The following is a 24569-nucleotide window of genomic DNA, read 5'->3' on the forward strand; positions in this document are numbered from 1 at the left end:
CACTACCTGATGCACCGGTATAACTGGATACGGCCACATCAGTTCAACCAGGGACTGGCACCGGCCGTCGCCGAAGAAAAACTTAACGTAGTGTCCGGGATGGGTTGACCACTACAGTCGTCCCCAGAGTAGGGGGCGAGCACTACATGTTTAATCGTGCAAAACAATCTGAACGTCGATGCTTCGCGTTGTCGCAAGCGCGCGGAGAAAGGTGCGGAGCATTCGAATCTCATCTCCAATGGCGCCGCTAACACTTGGCAGACCACAGACTAACACCCGCGCAGGTAATGCAAACTCACTGGAATTACAGAGCAGATCTTGAAGGAAGTTCCAAGTTATTTCCCTATCGATTGGCACGCCAAAAGCGACCGCAACGGATTGACGAACGAACAATGCGTTCTTCGCGTAGGTAAGGTCTATCGTTACTTGCTTGTTGCACATATCTGACGAGTTAATCATGGCCGGGTGAAGCTCTAACGCAGCGTCTGCTTTTAGCCGGCTGCCGTCGTTGGCAGGTTACGCCCCGTTGCAGACGTTCGGTATAAGCTAGATTTTTGCTCAAACATTAAGCCTTACCGGTCAGTGCAGCACGATAAAGGTTGAACTTTTCTTGGCCGTGAAAGTTCAGGAACTCCACCATGGTAGGCGTCACCTTAGATTTTGCAGCAATCGTCCAAAACCTGGCTTCGCCGATCATAGGCACAAATCCATCAATCAATCCGCGACTGGCGTTGTGGCTCGATGAAAGCAGCCATTGCTGCAGCAGTCGTGTGACGTCGTCGCTTGGAAGCTTTGACGACCGGACTAGCGCGATCGCATATCTGTAGTTGTGGCTATACAGATCTACAATAAAATCAATTCGCTGCGCTACAGTTAGTGAACGCAACCACCGGCGAACCTCGGCATCAACTTGGGTGGTACCGGAACGACGTATGAACTGCTCAGGCTTGAAACGTGGCTCTTCCATGGTATTGGTCCAAAGTATTTTACGTATCCCACGTCATGTGTGTTGTAGGTCCGCTTCTGGCTGCCGACGCAATCGATCAACGCAACACTTTAACTTAAATGCATCGTTATAGAATGGAATGATGAGAAAAAGAACTCGAATCGATTGCTCTGCGCCCCGCGAAACCCGAGATTAATGTTGCAAGAGGTTGAGCCACGGAAGCGTTCATGGTGGAATCCACCGAAGCTCAAGCAACTATGGCTTCAGCGCGGTAGGAGTCTCTGCGGGGCAGGGGGATAGCCAGGTCAGACTCGATATCGTCGTTGGATCAGACCACGACGAGACCGCACACCAGGCGCCTGGCAGGACACCTTGGCCCCAGCATGATCGTCGGTTCTTCTTTTTCGGAATTATGGATCAGGAGAGTCTAAGCTAATGGTGGCGATTCAGTCTGGGCGATGTTGCCGCATGGACTGAATGCCGTTTCGGTGGGTGATGAGCTGTTCAAGCAGGGGCACCTTCTGGCGCCCGGCAACTAATTTTCTTGGACGCCGAGTGCTGCCTCGAGTATGCGCTTCAACGTCAGCCGGACGCTGGATACGCCGGCGCTGCGGCGCTTGATCGAGGAGCGGGCTGCAAAGGCTTGATGTGTCGTAGGATGTTCGATAGTGAACTTGTCTGCAGATGTGGCTGTTGATCAAGCTGCGCAACAGAGTAGCTCAGGCGCCGCCATCGGCGTTGCCTGGGAACCGGCGGCGTGAACGGCGGTCGCATCGCCGCCGGCGTGAAGGGCATCACTGACATGACGGGCGCGGCGGCGCTGTCGTGGCGGCCCGTCCGCCCCATTGCGGCCTCAGTCTATTTCATACAATTCCGTATGGCCGAAGCCTTTTTGATAGTCCAGCACGGAAACGATGCTCGGTTCGATACGCAGGAAAACGGCCCCCGCCCAAGGCATGGCATCCGTTCCGGCCATCATTTCCCTGATCTGCGGGAAACGCCGCAGCAGGCAATCGGACGCATGCTCCGCCTCTTCTCGTTCAGCAATGATGCGTGCCGTGGCGCCCATCGACAGGCCTTGAATGTGCTGCCAGTCCGCATAGGGCCGGGTGATGGTCAGCGACACCTTGTTGTTCAGCTGTATGTTGCAAGCCTTTTGGCTGCCCAGGCCCACGCCGACGTACAGCGTGAGGTTGTCGCTGGCATAGCTGACGGTGGTGGCGTGCGGGTAGCCGTCCGGCCGCACGGTGGCCAGGGTCATGTCCGGTACCTGCCGCATCAGCTGCAGGATGAAGTCGCGGGTGCTGTGGTTCAGTCGCATGATGTCGCTCCGTGGCCCAGGGTCGATAGGGGAGGGAATTCAGCTACCTTAACGTGATTGCGTGATTGCGGCCATCGCGCATGCCTGCACTTTGATGGGCATCATGGAAAGTGCATTTGCCATGCGCGAATCCTGAATCGAGCACAACAACAAGCCCTGTTTTTTCATTCGATGCCTGAGTATTACTGGGCGGTTCGTTTGATGCAAGTCATGCGATGCCTGCCGGCGCCTCCTAAGATGGGGAAGTCGTCCGCGTGTGCGCATCATGCCGGAGAGGTCTCTCCGGCCGTGCAGGCATCGTCGGCACATCATTTTCAGGAGAGCAAACATGGCCAACCGCTTGATGTCATTGAATCCGTTTAGCGAGGTTGCCCGGTTCGACCCGTTCCGGGCTATGGATGATCTTTTTCAGGAATACACGGCATTTCCGCTCCTGCGCACGGCCGACGCCGTACCACGCATGCGTCTCGACATGTCGGAAACCGAGCAGGCGTATGTGGTCAAGGCCGAAGTGCCTGGCGTGCAGAAGGAAGACATCAAGGTGGCCATCGACGGCAATCAGGTTTCCATCAGTACGGAAGTGAAGAAGGAAGAGCGCCAGGAAAACGGCAATATGGTGTGCAGCGAACGGTACTATGGACAGCAGCACCGCAGTTTCAGCTTGCCGCACGAAGTCGACGAGAGCAAGGCGGAAGCCAGGTGTCAGGACGGCATCCTGGAACTGACCCTGCCGAAAAAGCCGGGCGGCACCAGCAGGGTGCTGCAAATAAATTAATTTCCGTGTGCCTGCATGAGCCGCACGATGTTCCCTTGACAGGAGACGAGCATGGCCAGCATCCTGCAGCACATCGCCCCGCTTGCGCGGCATTGGCACCTGCCGACCAGGGCAGGGGTGCAAGAGCGGTTGCGTCGCTGGCGCCTCGCGCATGCATTGCATGCGATGCGAAAGCGGCGCTACTTCCGGCTCGATATCGCGGAAACGGACGATGCTTACCAGGTCGAGGCGGAGATGCCTGGCTACGATAAGCAAGCGCTGATGGTGGAGATCGACGGTAACGCCGTATTGATCTATGCCGAAGGGGAAATGCAGGATGATGCGGCGGCCCGCGTGGCGCGGGAACCGCAGTACCGTTACTTCAGCTTGCCGCAGGCAATCGACGAGCGTACCGCGACGGCGCACTATCGGCATGGCATGCTGGAACTGACGCTGCCGAAAAAGACGGATGGCCGCGGCAAGTACCTGGCCATACGCTGACTTTGCTCGGGCGGTGCCGATGACGCAGCCGGACAGCATGCTGGCGATGCAGTGGCCAGGACCCGGACGGGACTTGCGGCCGGTACGGCTGCCTGTGCCGGTTTGCGGTGCGCACGAGGTGCTGCTGCGGGTGCTGGCTTGTGGCGTGTGCCGCACGGACCTGCACATCGTCGATGCAGACCTGGCGCCGCACCGCTTGCCGCTGATACCCGGCCATGAAATTGTCGGCCGCATTGTCCAGGCCGGTGCCGGCGTCGAACGGTTCGAGGTCGGCCAGCGCGTGGGCGTGCCTTGGCTGGGCGGTACGTGCGGCTGTTGCCCATACTGCAGGCAGGGGCGCGAGAACCTGTGCGACCGGCCCAGCTTCAGCGGCTATGACCGCGATGGCGGTTATGCGCAATTTGCGCTTGCCGATGCGCGCTACTGCTTCGCCATCCCGGCCCGCTATGATGACGCCCATGCCGCGCCGCTGTTGTGCGCCGGCCTGATCGGCTATCGCGCCTATCGCATGGCCGGTGCCGGCCGGCGCCTGGGATTGTATGGTTTCGGCGCCGCCGCGCACATAGTTGCCCAGGTGGCCCTGGCGCAGGGGAGGGAAGTGTATGCCTTCTGCCGGCCCGGCGATGAGCGCGCACGCCATTTTGCGTTGTCGCTCGGCGTCACCTGGGTCGGCGCCAGCGACGTGGCGCCGCCGCAGCCGCTGGACGCCGCCATCATCTTTGCGCCCCTCGGCAGCCTGGTGCCAGCCGCGCTGTCTGCTTGCGTCAAGGGCGGCACCGTCGTGTGCGCCGGCATCCACATGTCGGCGATTCCATCGTTTCCGTATGCGCTGCTATGGCAGGAGCGCAGCCTGCGCTCCGTGGCCAACCTGACCCGTGCCGATGGCGAGGCTTTCCTGGACCTTGCCGCCAGCCTGCCATTGCACATGTCAGTGACGACCTTGCCCTTGGGTGAGGCGAATCGTGCGCTGGCCAGCCTGCGCAGCGGCACGATTGACGGTGCGGTGGTGCTGCTGCCGGACTGGCACGCGTGAGGAGGGCTGGCCATGGCCCGTGCATGGCCACGGCGGTACGCCGCGCGCGGCGCACTGGTGCAACGGAATGGGGCTGCTAGTGCGACATCAGCACGGGCAAAGTCATCGAACGCAGCACAGTGCGCGTGACGCCGCCCAGCAGGATTTCATTCCAACGCGGGTGGCCATACGCGCCCATCACGAGCAGATCGGCATTTTGCTCCGCGGCCAGCGACAATAGCGCCTCGCCCACGGGCAGGTCGAGCGGCGTGCTTTGCCGCAGGACTTCCACCTGAACGCCATGACGCGCTAGAAACAGGGCAATGTCGGCACCCGGCTGGGCGCCGTGTACGCCATATTCGCGCTCCGGATTGAACACGGCAACCGTCACGAGGCGGCTGGCGCGCAGCAGGGGAAGCGCATCGCCGACGGCGCGCGCGGCGGCGCGGCTGCCATCCCACGCCACGAGCGCATGCCGGTCCACGTGCGGGTAACTGCCTGCGTGCGGCACAAGCAACACGGGCCGGCCTGCAAACAAGGCCACATACTCAGGCAAATGTTCGTTTCCAGCATGCTCGCTGTCGTGCGGAGCGCTTTGGCTCAACACGAGCAGATCGGCATAGCGCGCCTGCAAGGTCAGGTTGCTGGCGGTATCCTGCTCGCTCAGGCGGCGTTCATGCGAGACGTCGGCCGAGCGGGCCTGTGCCTCGAACCGGTCGAGCGCTTCCACCGCCGATTGCGCGGCTTCGGGAGGCGCAGATTGCGTTGCCGCGCCAATCAGGTGGGCTTGCTGGCTGCTGGCGACGAGTCCCGCCACTGCGATGCGTTCGCGCGCATGGGCAGCACCATCCACGTGAACCACGATAGTCTTGTATGCCATGTTACGCTCCCTGTGCATGAAGACTATCAGCCTAGCAGGCGCCGTCGGTCGACATATGATCCGCCTCATATGATGCCGCTCTGGCGTGACATTTCGGCTGCCGATGTCCGTCCGTCCAGCCTGCGTGCCGGTGACGCCAGTCCGTTTTTCGCGTTGCCTGTCGCGATCCATGTTAGCCTTGGGTTTTCCCCCATTGCCTGTTTGATACAGGAGAGATCCCATGCCACTTCGGCACGAGGAAGCCACCGGCTGGACCAGCGCCGAGGCGGCGGCGCGCCTTGCCGCCGATGGTCCGAACGAATTGCCAGCGACGCGCCCGCTGGGTTACTGGCGCCTGCTGGCCGAGATCGTCCGCGAGCCGATGTTCTTGCTGCTGCTGGCGTGCGGCGCCATCTATCTGCTGCTGGGCGACCGCCAGGAAGCGGCCATGCTGCTGGGCTTCGTCATGCTCGTCATCGGCATCAGCTATGTCCAGCGGCAGCGCACGGAACGTTCGCTGTCCGCCTTGCGCGACCTGTCCAGCCCGCGCGCGCTGGTGATCCGCGACGGCCGCCAGGCGCGCATCGCCGGGCGCGAACTGGTGCGCGGCGACCTGGTCCTGCTGGCCGAAGGCGACCGCGTGCCGGCCGACATCGCCCTGCTGAGCGCGTCGAACCTGATGGCCGACGAATCGATGCTGACGGGCGAGTCGGTGCCGGTCATGAAGCTGGTGCCGGGCTGCGTGTATGCGGGCACCCTGATCACGCAGGGCGCGGCCAGCGGGAGCGTGACGGCCACCGGCCAGCACAGCGCGTTGGGCCGCATCGGCGCCGCGCTGGCCGCGCTGGGCGGGGAACTGACGCCGATCCAGCAGGAAACACGGCGCGTGGTGCGCGGTGCCGCCATCGGCGCGCTGGGCCTGGCGGCAGTGCTCGGCCTGGCCTACTGGTGGCTGCGCGGCGACGCGCTGCGCGGCTTGCTGGCCGGGCTGACCCTGGCCATGGCCCTGCTGCCGGAAGAGTTGCCGGTGATCCTGACGCTGTTCCTGGGGCTGGGCGCCTGGCGCCTGGGGCGCGAGCATGTGCTCGCGCGCAGCATGCCGGCCATCGAACTGCTGGGGGCGACGACGGTGCTGTGCGTGGACAAGACAGGCACCCTGACCAGCAACCGCATGCAGCTGCGCCAGCTGTGGGCGGAAGGGGCGGCTTATGCGTGCGGCCAGGTGCCGGAGCCGCCCCTGCCGGAAGAACTGCACGGCTTGCTCGAATACGCGGTGCTGGCCAGCCACCGGCAAGCCTTCGATCCCATGGAAGCGGCCATCGGCGCGGCCGGCGCGCGCCTGCTGGCGAATACGGAGCACCTGCATGGCGACTGGATGCTGATCGACGATTATCCGCTGTCGCGCCAGATGCTGGCCATGTCGCGCGTGTGGCGCTCGCCCAGCCGGCAAGACTACGTGATCGCCGCCAAGGGCGCCCCGGAAGCCATCATGGACCTGTGCCACCTGGCGCCCGCGCATTGCGCGCGCATCGCGGCGCAGGTGGCGGCCATGGCGGACAGCGGCATGCGCGTGATCGGCGTCGCCTGGGCCGCCTTCGCCGCGCCGCCCCTGCCGTCGGACCAGCATGATTTCGATTTTGCCTTTCTCGGCCTGCTGGCGCTGGAAGACCCCGTGCGCCCCGAAGTGCCGGCGGCGGTGGCGCAGTGCCGCGAGGCCGGCCTGCGCGTGGTGATGATCACGGGCGACCATCCCGCCACGGCGCTGTCGATCGCGCACCAGGCCGGCATCCCCACGCAGGGCGCGCCACTGACGGGCGGCGAACTCGACGGCATGGACGATGCCGCGCTGCAGGAGCGCCTGGCCGGGGCGAGCGTGTGTTGCCGCATCGCGCCTGCGCAAAAGCTGCGCCTGGTGCGGGCCTTGCGCGCGCGCGGCGACATCGTCGCCATGACGGGCGACGGCGTCAACGATGCGCCTGCCTTGAAAGCGGCGCATATCGGCGTGGCCATGGGGGCGCGCGGCACGGACGTGGCGCGCGAGGCGGCCGCGCTGGTCTTGCTCAAGGATGATTTTTCCTCGCTGGTGGTAGCGGTGCGGCATGGCCGGCGCCTGTTCGCCAACCTGCGCAAGGCCATCGTCTTCATCGTTGCCGTGCACGTGCCGATCGCGGGCCTGTCGATCCTGCCTGTGCTGCTGGGCTGGCCGCTGCTGCTGTTGCCGGTTCACATTTTGTTTCTGCAACTGATCATCGATCCGGCCTGTTCCATCGTCTTCGAGGCCGAGCCGATGGAAGCGGGAACCATGCGCCAGCCGCCCAGAGCGACGGCTCAGCGCCTGTTCGATAGTGCCATCGTGCTGCGCGGCGTGTTGCAGGGGGCCGGACTGCTGGCGCTGCTGCTCCTGTTCTGGCAGGTGCGGCGGGCGGGCCAGTCCGACGAGGCGGCCCGCGCCGCCATTTTCATTGCCTTGACCTTGTCCAACCTGGTACTGATTTACGCCAATCGCCGCGCGGCCGGCATGGACAGGATGCAGCCGTGCGGCACGAATCCGTATGCCGGCTGGATCGCGGCGGCGGCCGTGTCGCTGCTGCTCGTCGTGCTGGGCGTGCCGGCCCTGCGGCACCTGTTTGCCTTTGCCGTGCCCGATGCCGTGTCGCTGCTGCTGTGTTGCCTGGTGCCCGTCGCGACCATGGCGTGGTGCGCCTTGCTGCGGCATTTGCAGGCCAGCAGGCGCCTTGGCGCCCGGTGACAGCCGGCCTTCACACTCATGCGCGCCCAGGCGGCAGATTCGGCCTGCGCCGTTGCCAGGCCAGCGCTGCCATTCCCAGGCCCAGCAGCGCCAGCGTGCCTGGTTCGGGCACCTGCAGTATCAGCACGGGGGGCTGGTCCAGCGCCACCGGAATCAGATTGCCTCCCGCATCGGCCAGCAGGATGTCATCGGCGAACAGGATGGTATTGGCCGGCGCGGGCCCGGGCGGCATCGTCACGCGGAAGGCCAGCGTGGCGAGCCGGAAGCTATCGCCTTGCAGCTGGCCCAGCGTCAGGCCGTCGAGCAGCGACACTTCGTCCAGACGCAGCAGGCCTGGCATGCTGGCGTCGGCGAACGCCAGGGCTTCGGCGCCGCCGTCCGTCCGGCCCAGGGCCGTGCCCCAGCCCGACGCGCCTGGCAGATAGAACAGCAGGTCCGGGTCGTAATACAGGTCCAGGTGGAACACGCCCAACTCCGTGTTCAGGCCGCCCGATTGCAGGCCGGCGATGTTCAGGTCGACGAGCAGCAGGCCGCCCGGCGCAATATGGTAGCCGCCGTGCGGCAACAGGGACATTTGCAGGGCTTGGGCCAGCGGCGCCCAGCTCAGGCACGCTAGCCATAGCATTGCTGCCATACATAGCTTCTTCATGATGAGTCTCCCGTGAATCGAGGAAGCCGGCCGAGCACGGCCAGCGTAAAGTGCCGGCCTAATTGCACAATGGCCGGCTGCAGTTGGCCACCAGCTTGCGTACATCGAGCGCGGTGATCCGTCCGTCACGGTCGAGATCGCGCGGATCGTTCGCATCCGATGCCAGGCTATTCAGGCCCAGCAGCAGAATGTTCACGTCGGCGCGGTCGACCGCGCCGTCGTTGTTCAAGTCGCCCGGGGCGGCGCTGACGCCGGTGTAGGTGACGCTCAATTCCGAGTAATCGACCATGGTGCCGTCCGTCGCCAGCACGTCCAGGCGTTGCTCGCTTGCCAGCATGGGCAAGAGGTTGAGCACCTGGTCGGGCTGTCCGGTCACGGTACTGGTGGCAACATTGCGCAGCGGGGTTTTTCCCAGATTCCAGACCATGTCGTAGCTGCCGCCCACTTGCGGGGGAAAGCCCAGCAAATCGTGCAGGGCGATCACCCTCGTTGCTTGCCCCTCGTCGGAGACATTGCTCTGATTAAACAGGACGATGTCATTGTCGACCACGGCGCCCGTCATCCTGATGTGCAATTTGACGGTGGCCGAGGTGATGATGGCGCCTTCCGGCACGGTGATGTCATGCGTCAGCCCCACGGACTGGTTATGCGCTGGCTGGTCGAGGTCGATGGCGGGCGCCGCCACGAGCTTGCCCAGCATGTCGAGCACGTGCTGCGACTTGGGAGCCATGTCGGCCTGGTCGTCGGGATGGAAGTCATCCTTGTCTCCAACCAGGCTGATCTGTGCGGGCGCCCGCTGTACCAGTACTTCCGTCGGGTGAAAGATGTTGTAGCTGTCGAAAAATACCCAGTGGCCCGCTCCGGTATCGGTCGCGCGGATGTCGATCTGGTTGTCGCCTAGCCGTAATGCCGGCGTCATGTCGACCGCCACGGCTTCTGGCTGCCCGTTGGGCATCTTATGGTCAGCCAGGCGGTAGCTGGCGAATGGCGTGCCGTTGATCGTCAGGGTCATTTCGTCGTCCGCCGCCATCAGTGCGACGATTTGCGGTTTCATGCCATTTTCCGGTTCCAGGTGAAACTGGTGGCGGAAGTAGGCTGTGCTGGGCGGGCTGGCGGCTTCGGGTACGCCAGGGCCGGGCCAGTACCACATCAGGTCGGCGTGTATCCCGAATTCATTCAGGAAAGGATACGGCATGGTGTTCGGATTCGGGTAGGGCCCATACGCTGGGATCCAGCCGTTGACGCCATTGGGACTGGCCAGCCAGCCGTGGCCGGCGCCGCTCAGTAGCTCGGTGCGGGGCCGGGCCGCGTCGGCCGTTTGCGTCACCATCAGCAGGCCGGCGGCGGCTAGTGCGATTGTCCGTGCAAAGATGCTCATGATGTCCTCTTTTAAAGTGCTGCGAGTGAGGGGGGAAACGGCCTCGCAGGCAGCTGATGTCTGCAGCACGTGTCAGAGCAAAAACAGGGCCACGAGGCGCAAGTTCTTGATTCAAAACGAACATGATTGTGGGAAAGGGGCTGCTACCGTAGCGGCTGTCAAATCCTTCGACAGACCATGTCGCTTCTTCCCGACGCGCTGCTGCTGTTCATTGGACATGCCGCGCCGCTGCGCCACGCTTTCCAGCGGTGCGACGGTCGCATCGTGTAGCGCGTTGCCACGCAGCAAGGCCATGCCTGCCTGCCGCTGGCGCCGGTTCAGGTAAGCAGCTGTGCGATAAAGTTGATCCATTCAAGCTGATTCATTCGGCTCGCTGCATGCTCTGTACTCTGTGTGGTGAATATGCAGAGTCAGACGGCATCGCCACGAGCAGATTCCGGCATTTTCCCTGCTTGCCGATGACAGAGCCGAAGGCCGGGCCGCTGCGCAGACACAGTGCGAAGATCCTCATAGTGGCTGCTCATGGCCTGAAAAAGTCGAGAATGCTCCCCCAGTGCTCTTCGTAATTGGCGTAGTAGAAGCCAACATTTTCGTTTGGAAGGAGATGCGCCCTGGGTACAATAAAGCTCAGCAAGCTGATGTCAATGCAGTGCCAGGTACGACGCCACATATTGCTCAGCTGCAGCGCCATTGCGCGCGTTTTTTTTCTGACTGCTGCTGGTGCATCGCGTGCAAGCCGGTACACTGGCAGAACTGCTCGCGTTGAGAACCAGGCAGCTTTGTTGCCAGCCACCGAAGGCACATGGTCCAGTTGCCGACATGATGCTCCTGTGCCTCCCAGGCGTCGTTCGGGAGTATCCGAAAGAAGTGGGCGCCGTAAGGGAACCATCCAGCTTCGATATCCTGAGCGCTGCTTTGGCTCAGGCATAGCATCACGCTTTCCCCGTTGATGAGCTGTTCTTTTTCGTAATGGCGGACTAAAGTCATGGATGTTTATGTGGCGCGCTTGCATCATTAAATGCATCCACAAGCAGGGCGTCTGTTCGAGGTCGGTATCTCTCGTCTTCAAGCTGTCGTGACATGACGTTCCGAGAGTCCCTCGGGGTGCTCATTTGTCAGAGCACAGGCATTAAACTGATGGTAATTGTAGTCAGGCAGCCCTGGCCCGGTAAGTGAAAATGCGCACTTCCTGTCAGGAATGCGTTGTGAGTCAGCGGGTGTTGCCCGCTGGCTGCGTTGTGCTGTTCCAGGGAGCGCCTGCTGCCCTTGTCCGTCAAAAATCCACGGCGGCCGACAGTTGCATGGTGCGCGGCGCCGACTGGGAGACCGTGCCGTATGAGGCCACGCCGGCCCAGTAATGGCGGTCGAAGGCGTTCATCAGGCCGGCGCGCAAGGTCGTCGCCTTGCCGGCGAGGGCCGTGCGGTAGCGCAGGCCCAGGTCGACCTTGGTCCAGGAGGGTACAGATTGCAGATTCGTCTGGTCGACGAACTGCTTGCCCGTGTAGCTGACGGCGCCCGTGGCCGTCAGGCCGGGCCGGTACGGCACATCCCATTCGCCGCCCAGGTTGGCCATGGCCGTGGGCACGCCGACGGGGCGCTTGCCCATGGTGGCGGCGCTGTTGGTCTTGACCAGACGGCCGTCGAGCAGGGTGACGCCGGCCAGCAGGCGCACGGCCTTGCTGGCGGCGCCGGACAGGTTCAGTTCCAGGCCCCGGTTGCGCTGTTCGCTGTCCATGCTGTACACCTTGCCGTACAGCTGGCCGCTGGGCTTGCTCACCTGGAACATGGCCAGGGTCGCCAGCACGACGCCGAAATCGGCCTTCGCGCCGGCTTCATACTGCTTGCTCTTGTAGGGCGCGAACACCTGGCCCGCGTTGTCGGCGATGTTGGGCGCGATATCGCCCTTGCTCAAGCCCTCGATATAGTTCGCGTACAGGGACACGTGGCGCCATGGCTTGACGACGATGCCGGCCAGCGGCGTCAGGGCGCCCTGCTTGTAGTGCGTGGTCAGCGCGCCGGTGACGGCGTGGTAGTTCTTCGATTCGACCAGCTGGCGGCGCACGCCCAGGGTCAGCTGCACGCGCCGGTCCAGCATGTCCAGCGTGTCGGCCACGGCCAGGCTGGAGAGGGTGGAGGCGGACAGCTTCGGCGCGCGGGCCGGCGCGGCAATGCCGGGATCGGCCACGGCGACGGGGTGGTAGATATTCGAGGCGATCAGCTTGCCGGAATTGCTCACGCTGCCAAATTCGTCCTGGTAGACATTGCCCATCACGACCAGCGCATGCTCGACGCCGCCCGAGCGCAAGCGCGCGCGCACGCCCGTGTCGGCGCTGGCACGGCGCACGCGGAATTTCCAGTTCATGGGCGTGACCGTCATGTCGCCGGCCGCGCTGGTGATCGTCGGCGTCTGGTCCGAATAGCGCGACACGTCGGAGCGGGTGCCGCCCGCGTCGGCAAACACCGTGACGTTGTCGTTCAGGTCATATTCGATCTTGCCCAGGGTGGCCAGGTCGTTGGATTTCCACCAGCCCCAGGACTGGGCGATATTGCGCCGGCCGTCCGGCGCTTGCGGCACCGGCAGGCGCGCGGCCACGAGGAAGGGGCGCGTGGGTGCGTCGATCCACTGGTATTGCTCGATCACGTCGAGCGAGGCGCGCAGGCGCTGGCCCTGGTAATCGAGGGCGACGGCCGCCACTTCCGCGCGCGAGGTCTGGTGGTCGAGCGGCGTCTTGCCCTGGCGGTGCAAGCCATTGAAACGGATGCCGAAGCGCCGTTCCTCGCCGAAGCGGCGGCTGACGTCGATGGCCGCGCCAGCCTGCGAGCCCGAGCCGTAATCGACGCTCAATCGCGTCAGGTCGCGCGGCAGCGAGCGTTTCGGCACGGCGTTGACGACGCCGCCCACGCCGCCGTTTGGCGACATGCCGTACAGCAAGGCGGCCGGCCCCTTGAAGATTTCCACGCTCTGCAGATACTCCGTAAATAAGTGGTAGTTGGGCGAGACGCCATACACGCCGTCGAACGCCACTTCGCTCAGATTGCCCTCGTTGAGGGGAAAGCCGCGGATGAAGAAGGAATCCGTGACGCCGCCGATCTGGCCCGTGAAGCGGGTCGACGGATCGCCGCCCAGCACCTCGGCCAGGGTCAGCGCCTGCTGGTCCAGCATGCGCTGGCTCGTGTAGCTGTTGACGCTGAAGGGGGTGTCGAGCAAGTCTTTTTCGCCCAGCATGCCGGCGCGCGCGCTCTTGGCGATCTGCCCGCCGGCGTCCGCTTCGGCTTGTCCGTTGACCAGCACGGTGGCGAGCGGCGTGGGCGCTTCGGCCGCTGCCTGGGCAATCGCCTGCGGCGTCACGCTGGCAACGAGCAGTCCGGCGAGGATCAACCGGGTGGTGAGATGGGGGAGGGCGAGACGGGTGTGTGGAGTCGGCATCAAGGGCAAGCGGATAAAGTGAGTGGAGAGGAATTGCATCCGCCGTATTATAAATGAGAATCATTACTATTTAAAATTATCGGAATATGCATTGCCGCCGCAGCCACATACATGCCGTGCGCGTGCCGGGAGTGCATTTCAGCGCGGAAATTGGCCATTCCGGGCTGCCGCCATCAGATATTTGCTGTCTTATATAAGATTCGTCGCCATCGGATACACAAACAGCAGCAGGACAGTCTAAAATACGTGGTGGGCAAGCACGGCGTCACCGCCGGCACACTAGCCGTCCAAAGCAAGGCTAACCGTCCTGTGTTTGGAATGAAGAAAGTTAACCACCAGGCATCACCGCATACAAGGGAATGAACATGGCAACACAAAAATCCAAAATCATCTACACGCTGACTGACGAGGCGCCGCTGCTCGCGACGTATTCCCTGCTGCCGATTATCAAAAAATTCACCGCGCCGGCTGGCGTGGACGTGGTGTCCAGCGATATTTCGGTGGCGGCACGTGTACTGGCTGAATTTCCCGAATTCCTGACGGACGCGCAAAAAGTCCCGAACACTCTGGCTGAACTGGGCAAATTGACCCAGAATCCGGACACCAACATCATCAAGCTGCCGAACATCAGCGCTTCGCAAGGTCAGCTGATCGCCTGCGTGCGCGAATTGCAAGGCCGTGGCTACAAGCTGCCCGACTATCCGGAAGATGCGAAGACCGAAGAAGAAAAAGCCTTGAAGGCCCGCTACGGCAAGTGCATCGGCAGCTCGGTCAACCCGGTCCTGCGTGAGGGCAATTCCGACCGCCGCGCACCGAAGGCCGTCAAAGAGTATGCGCGCAAGCACCCGCACTCGATGGGCGAGTGGAGCCAGTCGTCGCAAACCCATGTCTCGCACATGCACCATGGCGACTTCTACCATGGCGAAAAATCGCTGACCCTGGAAAAGGCCCGCGATGTCAAGATGGAACTGGTCACGGCCTCGGGCAAGACCATCGTGCTGAAACCGAAGGTTTCCCTGCAAGCGGGCGAAATCATCGACAGCATGTTCATGAGCAAGAAAGCGCTGCTGGAGTTCTACGAGAAGGAAATCGACGACGCGTTCAAGACGGGCGTGATGTTCTCGCTGCACGTCAAGGCTACCATGATGAAGGTCTCGCACCCGATCGTCTTCGGCCACTGCGTGCGCATCTTCTACAAGGACGCGTTCGCCAAGCACGCCGAACTGTTCGACAAGCTGGGCGTCAATGTCAACAACGGCATGAGCAACCTGTACGACAAGATCGACACCCTGCCAGCGTCGCAAAAGGATGAAATCCTCAAGGATCTGCACGCCTGCCACGCGCATCGTCCGGAACTGGCCATGGTCGATTCGGCCAAGGGCATCACCAACTTCCATTCGCCGAACGACATCATCGTCGACGCGTCGATGCCGGCCATGATCCGTATCGGCGGCAAGATGTGGGGCGCCGACGGCCGTCCGAAAGACGTCAAGGCCGTGATGCCGGAATCGACTTTCGCGCGCATCTACCAGGAAATGATCGGCTTTTGCAAATGGCATGGCAACTTCGATCCGAAGACCATGGGCACCGTGCCGAACGTGGGCCTGATGGCGCAGCAAGCGGAAGAATACGGTTCGCACGACAAGACGTTTGAAGTGCCGGAAGGCGGCATCGCCAACATCACCGACCTGGAAACGGGCGAAGTGCTGCTGACGCAAACGGTGGAAGAGGGCGATATCTGGCGCATGTGCCAGGTCAAGGACGCGCCGATCCGCGACTGGGTCAAGCTGGCCGTCACGCGCGCGCGCAACTCGGGCATGCCTGCCGTGTTCTGGCTCGATTCCTACCGTCCGCACGAGAACGAAGTCATCAAGAAGGTACAGGTGTACCTGAAGGAGCACGACACCAAGGGCCTGGACATCCAGATCATGTCGCAGACGCGCGCTATGCGCTATACGCTGGAACGCGCGTTCCGCGGCCTGGACACCATCTCCGTGACCGGCAACATCCTGCGCGACTACCTGACCGATCTGTTCCCGATCCTGGAACTGGGCACGTCCGCCAAGATGCTGTCGATCGTGCCATTGATGGCCGGTGGCGGCATGTACGAAACGGGCGCCGGCGGTTCGGCGCCGAAACACGTCAAGCAGCTGGTGGAAGAAAACCATCTGCGCTGGGATTCGCTGGGCGAGTTCCTGGCCCTGGCCGTGTCGCTGGAAGACATGGGCATCAAGACGGGCAATGCGAAGGCCAAAATCCTCGCGAAAACCCTCGACGAAGCCACCGGCAAGCTGCTGGACAATAACAAGTCGCCATCGCCACGCACGGGCGAACTGGACAACCGCGGCAGCCATTTCTACCTGGCCATGTACTGGGCGCAAGCCCTGGCAGCGCAGAAGGACGACGCGGAACTGGCGGCGCACTTCGCGCCAGTGGCCAAGGCCCTGGCCGAGAACGAAGAAAAGATCGTTGCCGAGCTGAAAGCAGTACAAGGCAAGGAAACGGATATCGGCGGCTACTACCTGCCCGATCCGGCGAAGACGGAAGCCGTCATGCGTCCTAGCGCCAGCCTGAATGCCGTGCTCGACACCATCTGATGCAGCCTTGACAGGCAGTAATCTTTTTACTGCTGCCTGATAAAGAAACGCCGCCGGAAGCGATTCCGGCGGCGTTTTTCATTTCCCCTCGGTGTTATTGATAGTGTTTGTAGACACTGGTGCTGCCATTGTTTTTGACCAGCAAGACGTCATACGCATCCTTGCGCGGCCCTTCCATGCCTGGCGAGCCCATCGGCATTGCCGGCACGGCCAGGCCTTTTGCCTTGGGCTTCTCGCGCAGCATCTGCTTGATGTCGCTGGCCGGCACATGGCCTTCGATGGCGTAGCCGTTGACGAGGCCCGTGTGGCAGGAGCCGAGCGCGTCGGGAATGCCGGCCAGCTTGCGGTACTGGGCCGGCATCTCCACATTTTTCGCGCGCACCGTGAAGCCGTTCGCTTCCAGGTGCTCGATCCATGCGGAACAGCAGCCGCACGAGGCGCTCTTGTAGACTTCAATGACGGGCAGGGCCGCCATGGCGAACGTGGGCAAGCCCAGCATGGCGGCGAAAGCGCCGCGCAGTATGTAATGTTTGATCATGTGTCGCTTTCAGACGGAATAGGGCTATCGTGGCCACTTCGGTGGCCTGTTTGGGACGAGCTTGGAATTTAAGCGGAAAGCGGCCGCGGCGGCCGGCGCGGGCCGTCGGGAATGAAGCCCGTCAGCAAGGCGGCTGTTGCGGTGGTGACGTGTTGCGCGCCCGTGCAGGCGGCGGAAAGGACGAGGCAGGGCGGCATCAGCGCGCCCAGGCAACAGCTGGCGCAGGCGCCGCACGCGGGGTGCTTGGCAGGGGCCTTGTTTTCTGCTGGCGTTTCGGCGCTGTCCGTGATGGCGGATGACTGCGCAGCGTGATGCGGGCAAGCCGCTGCCATCGCGGCGGCAGGCGATGCGGCGAGCGGCGCGCACGTCCGCATGACGCCCGCAGCGGCCGCCTGCAGCGGCACCGCCGCGATCAGCAGCAGGATCAGCCATGTTTTGAAGAGTCTTAGCATCGCCCAAAAGTATAGCATAGGGGGGACTGTCGCCAGGGCAGGCTGCCGCTAGCGCGAGGCGGCCGCAAGCACCTTCGATGCGTACATGGCCCGGTCCGCATGGCGCAACAGCAGCTGCATGGTATCGCCGTCTTCCGGATAGTGGGCCACGCCGATGCTGACGGCGATGCACAATTGCTGCCCGTCGCCCAGGTGCAGCGGCGCGGCCAGGGCGGCGTGGATCTTTTGCTCGATCAGCTTGACGTCCACCGGCGTGGCATTGCTTTCCAGAAGCACGACGAATTCATCGCCGCCCATCCTGGCCAGCGTGTCGGTTTCGCGCATGCAATCGCGCAGGCGGCTCGCCACCGTTTGCAGCAGCAGGTCGCCGCAGGCATGGCCGTGTTCGTCGTTGACGCGCTTGAAGTTGTTCAGGTCCAAGAAGAGCAGCGACAGCCGGCCTTCCTGGCGGTGCGCGCGCGCGAACGCCGTGTGCAGGCGGTCGTGGAACAGGCGGCGGTTCGGCAAACGGGTCAGTTCATCATGCATCGCCATGAACTGCATTTGCGTCTGCAACTGCCGGCGCTCGATGGCGGTCGCTAGTTGCTTGGCGACAAATTGCAGCAAATCCTGGTCCTGCTCCGTGCCGATGACGGCATCCTGGCCGCCTTGCAAGGCCAGCGCGCCGATGCTGCCCAGCGAGGAATACAAGGGCACGGCCAGCCAGCACGAGGACAGGGCGCCGGCCGCCGTTTGCAGCGCCGGCGGCAGGCCGGCCAGTTGTCCCGCCTGCAGCAGCAAGGGGCGGCCGCTGCGCAGGACTTCGTCGCACAGCAGGCTGGCCAGGGACGGCGTCGGCTGGGGCGCGCTGTCGTCCGCATGGCAGGTGATGGGCGGCTGGGCGCCGTGCTCGTCATGCAGCAGCAGGGTCAGGCTGCGTGTCGGCAAGTGTTCGCCGATGATCTGCTGTATGCGGTGCAGCAAGGCGGGCAAGTCCTGCGTCGCCTGCATGGCTTCGGAAATGGCGTACAGCGCGGCCTGCTTTGCCTGCGCCTGTTTCAGCAAGGTGATGTCGCGCGCCACGGCCACGCGCAGCTGGTCGGCGGCGGACCAGCGGGCCGACCACATGATGTGGGCCAGGCTGCCGTCCTTGCGCAGATAGCGGTTTTCAAAGTGCGTCTGCGCATGCCCATCCATGATGGCGCGCGCGGCCGCCAGGGTGCGCGCGCGGTCGGCGGGCGCGACCAGGTCGAGCATGCGCTTGCCGACCATTTCCTGCTGCGTGTAGCCGAAGATGCGTTCGCAGGCGGCGCTGACGAAGACAAAGCGCCCGTCCACATCGACCATGCACACGGCGTCAAGCAGCAAATCGGTGAAACTGGCGACCGGCGCGCTAATCATATGTTTCATATGCCCACCATTCTAGTGGACATTGCCGATCGATATTTAAATTGTTGTTTTTTGAAAACAAAGAGAATTGATCATGCTTGCCGGGCCGGCGGCGGCATGCTGATGCATCGTTGATGCGGGGGAGGAGTCCGGTCAAAAAGTCGCATTCAGACGCAGGAGCGCAGCCTGGGACAGGCGATGGCCAGGCGCTTAGTCGCTGACGACAAACGCGCCCTGGTCGAGTTGATCCAGCGTGACGATGGTGCTGCTGCCCTGCGCGCCGCTGGCCTGGCTGAGCCGTGCATGCAGCTGGGCCAGATAGTCGGCGCGGCAGCGGCGCAGCACGTAATCGCGGAAGTTATCGTGCTCCAGGGCGTGCCAGGCGCGTTCGCGTCCTTGCGCCGAGCGCATGCCGGCCAGCTCGATCAGCGCGGGCGTGATGTTGGCGTCGCCGCGGGCGAGGCGCGCGTAGCCGTAGCGGTCCATATACGGGCCGGTGAGCGTTTCGATGAGGTTGATGTCATCGTCCGACAGTTGCCGCCTGAATTTGTCGATGTTGGTCGCGATCGGCGCATAGCAGTTGGCCGACCAGAGCGATGACAACTGCGCGATTTGCCGCGCCTCCGCCGACGCGGCCACGTCCAGCATGTGCGGCAGGAAGGCGATGCCGAGAAAGTCACATACCGTTTCCAGCGTTTCCTGTTGCCGCGACAGGAAATCTTCATAGCGTATCGTCAGCACGCGCTGCGGATAGCGCTGCACGACCTGGTCGGCGGCCGTGTGGGCGGCCAGCCAGGTCCTGGCGTTGAGCAGCGTGTCGAAATCGTGGATGATGGCGCGGTTCATCGACGCCACTTGCGCGCGCGGATCGCGCACCACGTTCAGGAACAGCATGTCGGGATATAGCCGCACGATGTCGTCGGCGTAGTGCACGCTGTCGAGCGACTTGTCCATCACCACCTGCGCCTGGCGGCGTTCGCCCGCGCGCAGCAGCAGCTCCCATGCCACGCGGTGGATGCTGCGCGGCTGGCCGCGCAGCGTCTCAAACACTTCCACCGGATCGAAGACGACCCCCGGCCACTTGACCATGCTGGCCGCCGCCAGGCCCACCACATCGACCACCAGGCGAAAGTAGGCGCGGTCATCGCGCAAGTCGCCGTACAGGGGCAGCAGCGGCATCATATCAATCAGGTGCAGTGGATATGGCGAATAAAACTGCGGCGACAGGTTCAGGCGCAGGCGCAGGGCATGGCTGCCGCAGCGGCGCAAGGGGATCATCATGACGGGGCGCGGGCGCGCGCCGTGGCCGGGATGGTGGCTGCTGCTCATCTCAATTCCTCGAAAAAGGTGGCCGCGCGGCATCAGATGAAGTGCGGGCACAGTTGCTGGAACAGCCGCTCGCAGGACTGGTCCAGCGACAGCACGCCCGTGTCCAGCATAAGCGCCGGCGCCAGCGGTGCCTCGTAGGGCGCGGAGACGCCCGTAAATGCAGGGATCAGTCCGGCCCGCGCTTTTTTGTACAGTCCCTTGGGGTCGCGTTCCTCGCATAGCGCGCTCGGCGTGCTGATATAGGCTTCGATAAAATTGTCTCTGCCGATGATCTGGCGCGCCATCTCGCGGTCGCTGCGCAGCGGCGAGATGAAGGCGCAGATGACCATCATGCCGGCATCGTTCATCAGCCTGGCCACGACGGCGCTGCGGCGGATGTTTTCCTGGCGATCGCGGGGAGAGAAACCCAGGTCTCCATTCAGGTGATGGCGCATATTGTCGCCGTCGAGCACGCAGCTCAGGTGGCCCTCTGCCAGCAGCCGCCTTTCCAGCGCGTACGCCAGCGTCGACTTGCCTGCGCCGCTCAGGCCGGTCAGCCACAGCGTCGCGCCTTGCTGGCCGGCCAGCAAGCCCCGTTGTTCCTTGCCGATATGGCTTGCATGCGGGAAGATGTGCGTCGCTACCACGTCGCCCGCAGCGGCGATCTGTTCCAGTTTACCCATGTGCCACTCCCCCGTTGCCGGCTCAAAACTGTTCCCACTCGATTTCGCTGGGCTTGGCGACGGCCGGACGGGCCGGCTTTGCCGTGGCGGGCGCGCGCCGCACCGCCGGCGGCGGTGGCGGACGGCTGACCACGCGCAGTCCCGCATCGCGGCCACCAGCGATGTTGCCCACGCGGAATACGCTGACGACATCGTTCAGGCTGTTGACCTGTTCCTGCATCGCTTGCGCCGCGGCGGCGGCTTCTTCGACCAGTGCCGCATTTTGCTGCGTCACATTGTCCATTTGCGTCACGGCCATATTGATTTGCTCGATGCCAGCTGATTGTTCCTGGCTGGCGGACATCATTTCAGACATGATGCCGGTGACGCGCTTGACGCTGGCGACTACCTCGTGCATGGTCGATCCTGCCTGTTCGACCAGCCGGTTGCCGGCCTGGACCTTGTCGACCGAGTCGCCGATCAGGTCCTTGATTTCCTTGGCCGCGGCGGCCGAGCGCTGCGCCAGATTGCGCACCTCGGTGGCCACCACGGCAAAGCCGCGCCCCTGTTCCCCGGCACGGGCCGCCTCGACCGCCGCGTTCAGCGCCAGGATATTCGTCTGGAAGGCGATGCCGTCGATGACGGCGATGATGTCGACGATCTTGCGCGCCGAGACATCGATGGCCGCCATGGTGTCGACCACCTGCGCCACCACGGCGCCGCCCTTGGTGGCGACATCGGAGGCCGATTCGACCAGCCCGTTGGCCTGGCGCGCATGGTCGGTGTTGATGCGCACGGTGCTGGTTAGTTCTTCCATGGATGAAGCGGTTTGCTCCAGCGTACTGGCCTGCTGTTCCGTGCGCGAAGACAAGTCCAGGTTGCCCATGGCGATCTGGCCTGCCGCCGTGGCGATGGTCTCGGTGCTGGCGTGCACTTGCTGGACGATCTGCGCCAGGCTGTCGCGCATCGATTGCATGGCGTACAGCAGGCTGTGCGTATCGCCGGGGCGGGTATGAATGGGCACGGCCAGGTTGCCGCTGGCAATCTGCCCGGCGATCGCCGCCGCTTCGTCGGGCTCGCAACCGAGTTGGCGCGTCACGCTGCGCGTGATCAGGACGGCGGCCAGCAGGCTGGTGATGAGGGCCAGCGAGCCGATGCTCAGCATCACCAGGCGCGCCTGGCTGTAGGCGGCCTCGGCGACGCCGGATGCCTCGTTATTCTGCTTTTCCTCGACGGCGATCAAGGTGCGCAGCAATTCCCACCAGCGCTTTTGCACGGGGCGGAATTCATAGCGCAGCAGCTTGTAGGCATCGTCCTGCTTCTGGGCCAGCGCCAGCGCGGCGGCCCGCTGAATGAAGGGCGCCGCCAGTTCGCTTTGTGTGCGGATCTGTTCAAGCAGGCTTTTTTCTTCGCTCGAGGTGCCTTCCAGCCTGGCGAACATGGCCCCCAGCTTTTGCTGGGCGGCGGCGTATTTCTTTTCCTGCTCCGCGATGCGCGCAACCTCGATCTGGACCTCCTTCTCATCCTTCAGCAAAATCAGATTGCGCAGCGCCAGCGCCCGCTCGGTGACCGTCAAATCCATGGTTTGCGCCAAGCTGGTTTCGACGTTGTTGACCTTGGTGGTTTCATCCATGCGGCCCTGGATTTGCCGCATGCTGGTCAGTCCCAGCGTGATGACCAGCAACAGGAACATGGCGACCAGGCCGAAGCCCAGGCCGAGCCGCTTGGCGATGGTTAAGTTCATAAATTTCATACTGCCTCCTTAAGGCCATGGTTCCTGTTCCGAATAAGCAAAGGCGGATTTATCAAGAAGCACTCAGCGATCATAGCGATTGCTGGTAGGTGGAAAGTCACACATAGTCACTTTCATCATATGAGCAACAGTATGAATTTACTTGTGGCAACAGTTCCAATTTGAGCTAAATGACGTGCCCTCGCTGGCGCCGCCGCTGGGGCGGAGCGTGACTTGTATTAAGAATGAAAAATTTTCATGCCACATAGTGCTCATGATTTCACATTTCACGTCGTTATAGCTGTGTCTGCCTGGCACCTGAAGCGGCGTATATCCCACGCCTGGCTGAAAGTGGGCTAGCTTGACGGTTGATTGTTATCAAAAACTGAAAGTTATGAATATCTCACCCATGCACCACTACTCGTTTAGCAAGGTATAACGACCATGACCTCCGTCTCCCCGATCCCGAGCTGGAATCCAAGTCCGTCCCGCGCGCCTGCCGCTACGACAAGCAGGGCGGACACGCCCTCATCGCTGGCGCCGTCCCCTTCCGCCATCGTCGCCGTCGGCGGCCCGCCGGCCGTGTCATCTCTCGTGCCTTCGCCGATGGTGTGGGAAAGCGCGACGCGCGACAAGGTGAGCGAGGCCATGACGAAGAGTTTTTCTTCGTATGCTTTTGGCGGCCGCTTCAGCGGCCTGGGCGCGGCCATGCTGGGACAGGCCAAGCTGGGCAACTATAATTTCTCGCAGGCGATGCGGCAGCCGCCGCCGAGTACGATGCCCAATGTCTACGGGGCATCGGCCATCGCGCCGGGCAGCCTGCATGGCAATGGCGAAGACAGGGTTACCCTCAGCATCACGACCAAAAGCGGCGTGGAAGTCAAGCTGTCGCTCGACAGCCAGGGCGACGGCCTGGCCGTGAACATGACGACGAGCGGCGACCTCAGCGACGCTGAAGCGAGCGCGCTGGGCGACCTGGCGAAGGGTTTTCAGGCGGCCATTGAAGGCCTGGGACGCGATACGCCGAAAATCAAGCTGGAAGGCTTGATGCAGTTCGACCAGGAGCAACTGGCGTCGGTGAAGCTGCATGCGGAAGTCAAGGTGCGCGGCGAGCAGGAAAGCGTGCAAACCCTGGATTTCCAGGCCGATGGGGCGCAGCGCAAGATCAGCTTCAGCGGCGTGGCCGGCACCTTGGATCTGAAGGTCGACGCCAGTCAGCTCAATACCCTGGGCAGCCGCGAACGGCAAGCCAAGGCGCTGGACAGTTACATGAAGCAGTTCGACCAGGCGGCGTCGCGCGGCCATGGCGATGCGGGCCTGGTGGCCATGCTCAAGGATAGCTTTACGGCCCTGCACAGCAATACCGCCGCGCCGCAAGCGGCCACGGATACGCCCGAGACGGGCAAGTGGCGCCTGGCGGCCGAGGACAAGTCCATCCTGACGGGGCTGGCCGATTTCAGCGCCTCCATATCGCAGGTCGTGAAATTCAGCAATCCCATGCGCAGTTCGGAAAAGGATGGCTTCAATTATGAAGTGTCGCAAAAGACGGAGCAGGCCGGCGCCAGCCAGGACGCGCGTTCGATCCGGCAGCAGCAGCAATCGAAGCTGAGCGCCAGCTTCCATCAGACGCTCGTGCCCGGCGTGCCGCTGCGCCTGACGACCGACACGGAATCGCAGAATTATACCTACCACCAGATCGAGGATACGGCCAGCAGCGATGCGCAGGTGGCCTACAAGGATGGCAAGATGGTGAAGGCGAGCTTGCGGCAGGAGGCCCATCAGTCCGAGCATGTCATGAAGTATTTCCTGGGCAAGCTGGAGTCGGACAAGACCACGCCGGGCAATTATTCCGTGCTGCGCGATTTGCTGCCCGTGCTGGGGCCGTACCGGACGGACGAGCTGGGCATGACGCCCGAGAAGAAAGCGGAGCAGCGCCAGCAGGCGATGCAGACCTTGAGCGACGACGTGCTGCTGCAGTCGTATGCGGGCCAGACCATCGGCCTGTGGCGAGCCGATGTGCCGCCGGAAGAGGGCGGGGCCGCCGCCGCTTAGCAATAGGCGGCGAGACCGCGTTGCATGCAAAAAGCCCGCCTTCCTGCGAAGACGGGCTTTTTTGTTTGTGATGACCCGTCCTGGAATAAGTTGACACTTTTTCGTTACAGAGAAGGAGTGTCCGATGGAACAAGGGTTTCGACGCACTCAGCGAGATTACAGCCTGGCTTTTAAATTGAGCGTTGTCGAGCAGGTTGAAAAAGGCGAGATGACGTACAAGCAGGCGCAAACGCGCTACGGAATACAGGGTCGGTCGACAGTTTT

Annotated in this window: 19 protein-coding genes and 2 pseudogenes; 7 read left to right on the forward strand and 14 right to left on the reverse strand. The window is 62.9% G+C overall.

All coding sequences use genetic code 11. The annotated features are described in order from the left end of the window. Positions 1–565: 565 nt before the first annotated feature. On the reverse strand, positions 566–967 hold the full coding sequence (locus ACQ4W4_RS27205; protein ID WP_436544611.1) for a hypothetical protein: 402 nt from the start codon (positions 965–967) through the stop codon (positions 566–568). Between the two features lie 832 nt (positions 968–1799). After that, positions 1800–2267: a pyridoxamine 5'-phosphate oxidase family protein gene (locus ACQ4W4_RS27210; RefSeq protein WP_436544612.1), complete on the reverse strand. Its 468-nt coding sequence runs from the start codon at positions 2265–2267 to the stop codon at positions 1800–1802. 394 nt (positions 2268–2661) lie between these two features. Here ACQ4W4_RS27210 and ACQ4W4_RS27215 point away from each other — a divergent pair, with 394 nt between their 5' ends. Genes ACQ4W4_RS27215 through ACQ4W4_RS27225 form a run of 3 tightly spaced genes read left to right on the forward strand, consistent with a single transcriptional unit; the run spans position 2662 to position 4555 of the window. Then, the gene (locus ACQ4W4_RS27215) at positions 2662–3042 is read left to right on the forward strand and encodes an Hsp20/alpha crystallin family protein (RefSeq protein ID WP_436544613.1); all 381 of its coding nucleotides are present in this window, start codon (positions 2662–2664) and stop codon (positions 3040–3042) included. 51 nt (positions 3043–3093) lie between these two features. Next, positions 3094–3522 carry an Hsp20/alpha crystallin family protein gene (locus ACQ4W4_RS27220; protein WP_436544614.1) on the forward strand — a complete coding sequence of 143 codons (429 nt, stop codon included), beginning with the start codon at positions 3094–3096 and terminating at the stop codon, positions 3520–3522. A gap of 37 nt (positions 3523–3559) precedes the next feature. Beyond that, a complete protein-coding gene (locus ACQ4W4_RS27225; protein WP_436544629.1) occupies positions 3560–4555 on the forward strand; it encodes a zinc-dependent alcohol dehydrogenase family protein in 996 nt (331 codons plus the stop codon). Between the two features lie 76 nt (positions 4556–4631). Here ACQ4W4_RS27225 and ACQ4W4_RS27230 read toward each other — a convergent pair whose 3' ends face one another. Beyond that, complete coding sequence (locus ACQ4W4_RS27230; RefSeq protein WP_436544615.1) at positions 4632–5414, reverse strand: universal stress protein; 783 nt, start codon at positions 5412–5414, stop codon at positions 4632–4634. Between the two features lie 220 nt (positions 5415–5634). Here ACQ4W4_RS27230 and ACQ4W4_RS27235 point away from each other — a divergent pair, with 220 nt between their 5' ends. Continuing rightward, on the forward strand, positions 5635–8142 hold the full coding sequence (locus ACQ4W4_RS27235; protein ID WP_436544616.1) for a cation-translocating P-type ATPase: 2508 nt from the start codon (positions 5635–5637) through the stop codon (positions 8140–8142). Between the two features lie 16 nt (positions 8143–8158). Here ACQ4W4_RS27235 and ACQ4W4_RS27240 read toward each other — a convergent pair whose 3' ends face one another. The 5 genes and pseudogenes from ACQ4W4_RS27240 to ACQ4W4_RS27260 all read right to left on the reverse strand — a co-directional run bounded on the left by ACQ4W4_RS27240 (position 8159) and on the right by ACQ4W4_RS27260 (position 13596). Beyond that, positions 8159–8776, reverse strand: a complete 618-nt coding sequence (locus tag ACQ4W4_RS27240) for a PEP-CTERM sorting domain-containing protein (RefSeq protein ID WP_436544617.1) — start codon at positions 8774–8776, stop codon at positions 8159–8161. A gap of 73 nt (positions 8777–8849) precedes the next feature. Then, positions 8850–10169: a dockerin type I repeat-containing protein gene (locus tag ACQ4W4_RS27245; RefSeq protein WP_436544618.1), complete on the reverse strand. Its 1320-nt coding sequence runs from the start codon at positions 10167–10169 to the stop codon at positions 8850–8852. Positions 10170–10391: 222 nt separating this feature from the next. After that, a pseudogene (locus ACQ4W4_RS27250) lies at positions 10392–10534 on the reverse strand (IS1595 family transposase); the annotation flags it as partial. Between the two features lie 310 nt (positions 10535–10844). Continuing rightward, positions 10845–11156, reverse strand: coding sequence for a hypothetical protein (locus ACQ4W4_RS27255; protein WP_436544619.1), 312 nt, complete (start codon positions 11154–11156; stop codon positions 10845–10847). 286 nt (positions 11157–11442) lie between these two features. After that, positions 11443–13596 (reverse strand): TonB-dependent receptor, encoded by a 2154-nt coding sequence (locus tag ACQ4W4_RS27260; RefSeq protein ID WP_436544620.1) that lies wholly within the window; start codon positions 13594–13596, stop codon positions 11443–11445. Between the two features lie 365 nt (positions 13597–13961). Between ACQ4W4_RS27260 and ACQ4W4_RS27265 the strand changes: the two genes are divergently transcribed. Next, a complete protein-coding gene (locus tag ACQ4W4_RS27265) occupies positions 13962–16193 on the forward strand; it encodes an NADP-dependent isocitrate dehydrogenase (RefSeq protein WP_436544621.1) in 2232 nt (743 codons plus the stop codon). 94 nt (positions 16194–16287) lie between these two features. Here ACQ4W4_RS27265 and ACQ4W4_RS27270 read toward each other — a convergent pair whose 3' ends face one another. The 6 genes from ACQ4W4_RS27270 to ACQ4W4_RS27295 all read right to left on the reverse strand — a co-directional run bounded on the left by ACQ4W4_RS27270 (position 16288) and on the right by ACQ4W4_RS27295 (position 22274). Further along, a complete protein-coding gene (locus tag ACQ4W4_RS27270) occupies positions 16288–16731 on the reverse strand; it encodes a DUF411 domain-containing protein (RefSeq protein WP_436544622.1) in 444 nt (147 codons plus the stop codon). A 68-nt stretch (positions 16732–16799) separates the two neighbouring features. Continuing rightward, complete coding sequence (locus ACQ4W4_RS27275) at positions 16800–17183, reverse strand: hypothetical protein (protein WP_436544623.1); 384 nt, start codon at positions 17181–17183, stop codon at positions 16800–16802. A 48-nt stretch (positions 17184–17231) separates the two neighbouring features. Beyond that, positions 17232–18572 (reverse strand): sensor domain-containing protein, encoded by a 1341-nt coding sequence (locus ACQ4W4_RS27280; RefSeq protein WP_436544624.1) that lies wholly within the window; start codon positions 18570–18572, stop codon positions 17232–17234. Positions 18573–18761: 189 nt separating this feature from the next. Continuing rightward, positions 18762–19880: a sulfotransferase family protein gene (locus tag ACQ4W4_RS27285; RefSeq protein WP_436544625.1), complete on the reverse strand. Its 1119-nt coding sequence runs from the start codon at positions 19878–19880 to the stop codon at positions 18762–18764. 32 nt (positions 19881–19912) lie between these two features. After that, a complete protein-coding gene (gene cysC, locus ACQ4W4_RS27290; protein ID WP_436544626.1) occupies positions 19913–20542 on the reverse strand; it encodes an adenylyl-sulfate kinase in 630 nt (209 codons plus the stop codon). Between the two features lie 22 nt (positions 20543–20564). Beyond that, the gene (locus tag ACQ4W4_RS27295) at positions 20565–22274 is read right to left on the reverse strand and encodes a methyl-accepting chemotaxis protein (protein WP_436544627.1); all 1710 of its coding nucleotides are present in this window, start codon (positions 22272–22274) and stop codon (positions 20565–20567) included. 423 nt (positions 22275–22697) lie between these two features. Between ACQ4W4_RS27295 and ACQ4W4_RS27300 the strand changes: the two genes are divergently transcribed. Both ACQ4W4_RS27300 and ACQ4W4_RS27305 read left to right on the forward strand, forming a co-directional pair. After that, positions 22698–24305 carry a hypothetical protein gene (locus tag ACQ4W4_RS27300; protein WP_436544628.1) on the forward strand — a complete coding sequence of 536 codons (1608 nt, stop codon included), beginning with the start codon at positions 22698–22700 and terminating at the stop codon, positions 24303–24305. Between the two features lie 124 nt (positions 24306–24429). Continuing rightward, a pseudogene (locus ACQ4W4_RS27305) lies at positions 24430–24569 on the forward strand (IS3 family transposase); the annotation flags it as partial.

It is taken from the genome of Janthinobacterium glycogeni (assembly GCF_051380725.1).
Lineage (GTDB): Bacteria > Pseudomonadota > Gammaproteobacteria > Burkholderiales > Burkholderiaceae_D > Janthinobacterium.

Excerpts from the sequence above, each read along its gene's own strand:
- ACQ4W4_RS27205 (WP_436544611.1), bottom strand. The coding sequence starts at position 967 with ATGGAAGAGCCACGTTTCAAGCCTGAGCAGTTCATACGTCGTTCCGGT.
- ACQ4W4_RS27210 (WP_436544612.1), bottom strand. The coding sequence starts at position 2,267 with ATGCGACTGAACCACAGCACCCGCGACTTCATCCTGCAGCTGATGCGG.
- ACQ4W4_RS27215 (WP_436544613.1), top strand. The coding sequence starts at position 2,662 with ATGGATGATCTTTTTCAGGAATACACGGCATTTCCGCTCCTGCGCACG.
- ACQ4W4_RS27220 (WP_436544614.1), top strand. The coding sequence starts at position 3,094 with ATGGCCAGCATCCTGCAGCACATCGCCCCGCTTGCGCGGCATTGGCAC.
- ACQ4W4_RS27225 (WP_436544629.1), top strand. The coding sequence starts at position 3,560 with ATGCTGGCGATGCAGTGGCCAGGACCCGGACGGGACTTGCGGCCGGTA.
- ACQ4W4_RS27230 (WP_436544615.1), bottom strand. The coding sequence starts at position 5,414 with ATGGCATACAAGACTATCGTGGTTCACGTGGATGGTGCTGCCCATGCG.
- ACQ4W4_RS27235 (WP_436544616.1), top strand. The coding sequence starts at position 5,635 with ATGCCACTTCGGCACGAGGAAGCCACCGGCTGGACCAGCGCCGAGGCG.
- ACQ4W4_RS27240 (WP_436544617.1), bottom strand. The coding sequence starts at position 8,776 with ATGGCAGCAATGCTATGGCTAGCGTGCCTGAGCTGGGCGCCGCTGGCC.
- ACQ4W4_RS27245 (WP_436544618.1), bottom strand. The coding sequence starts at position 10,169 with ATGAGCATCTTTGCACGGACAATCGCACTAGCCGCCGCCGGCCTGCTG.
- ACQ4W4_RS27255 (WP_436544619.1), bottom strand. The coding sequence starts at position 11,156 with ATGACTTTAGTCCGCCATTACGAAAAAGAACAGCTCATCAACGGGGAA.
- ACQ4W4_RS27260 (WP_436544620.1), bottom strand. The coding sequence starts at position 13,596 with ATGCCGACTCCACACACCCGTCTCGCCCTCCCCCATCTCACCACCCGG.
- ACQ4W4_RS27265 (WP_436544621.1), top strand. The coding sequence starts at position 13,962 with ATGGCAACACAAAAATCCAAAATCATCTACACGCTGACTGACGAGGCG.
- ACQ4W4_RS27270 (WP_436544622.1), bottom strand. The coding sequence starts at position 16,731 with ATGATCAAACATTACATACTGCGCGGCGCTTTCGCCGCCATGCTGGGC.
- ACQ4W4_RS27275 (WP_436544623.1), bottom strand. The coding sequence starts at position 17,183 with ATGCTAAGACTCTTCAAAACATGGCTGATCCTGCTGCTGATCGCGGCG.
- ACQ4W4_RS27280 (WP_436544624.1), bottom strand. The coding sequence starts at position 18,572 with ATGAAACATATGATTAGCGCGCCGGTCGCCAGTTTCACCGATTTGCTG.
- ACQ4W4_RS27285 (WP_436544625.1), bottom strand. The coding sequence starts at position 19,880 with ATGAGCAGCAGCCACCATCCCGGCCACGGCGCGCGCCCGCGCCCCGTC.
- cysC (WP_436544626.1), bottom strand. The coding sequence starts at position 20,542 with ATGGGTAAACTGGAACAGATCGCCGCTGCGGGCGACGTGGTAGCGACG.
- ACQ4W4_RS27295 (WP_436544627.1), bottom strand. The coding sequence starts at position 22,274 with ATGAAATTTATGAACTTAACCATCGCCAAGCGGCTCGGCCTGGGCTTC.
- ACQ4W4_RS27300 (WP_436544628.1), top strand. The coding sequence starts at position 22,698 with ATGACCTCCGTCTCCCCGATCCCGAGCTGGAATCCAAGTCCGTCCCGC.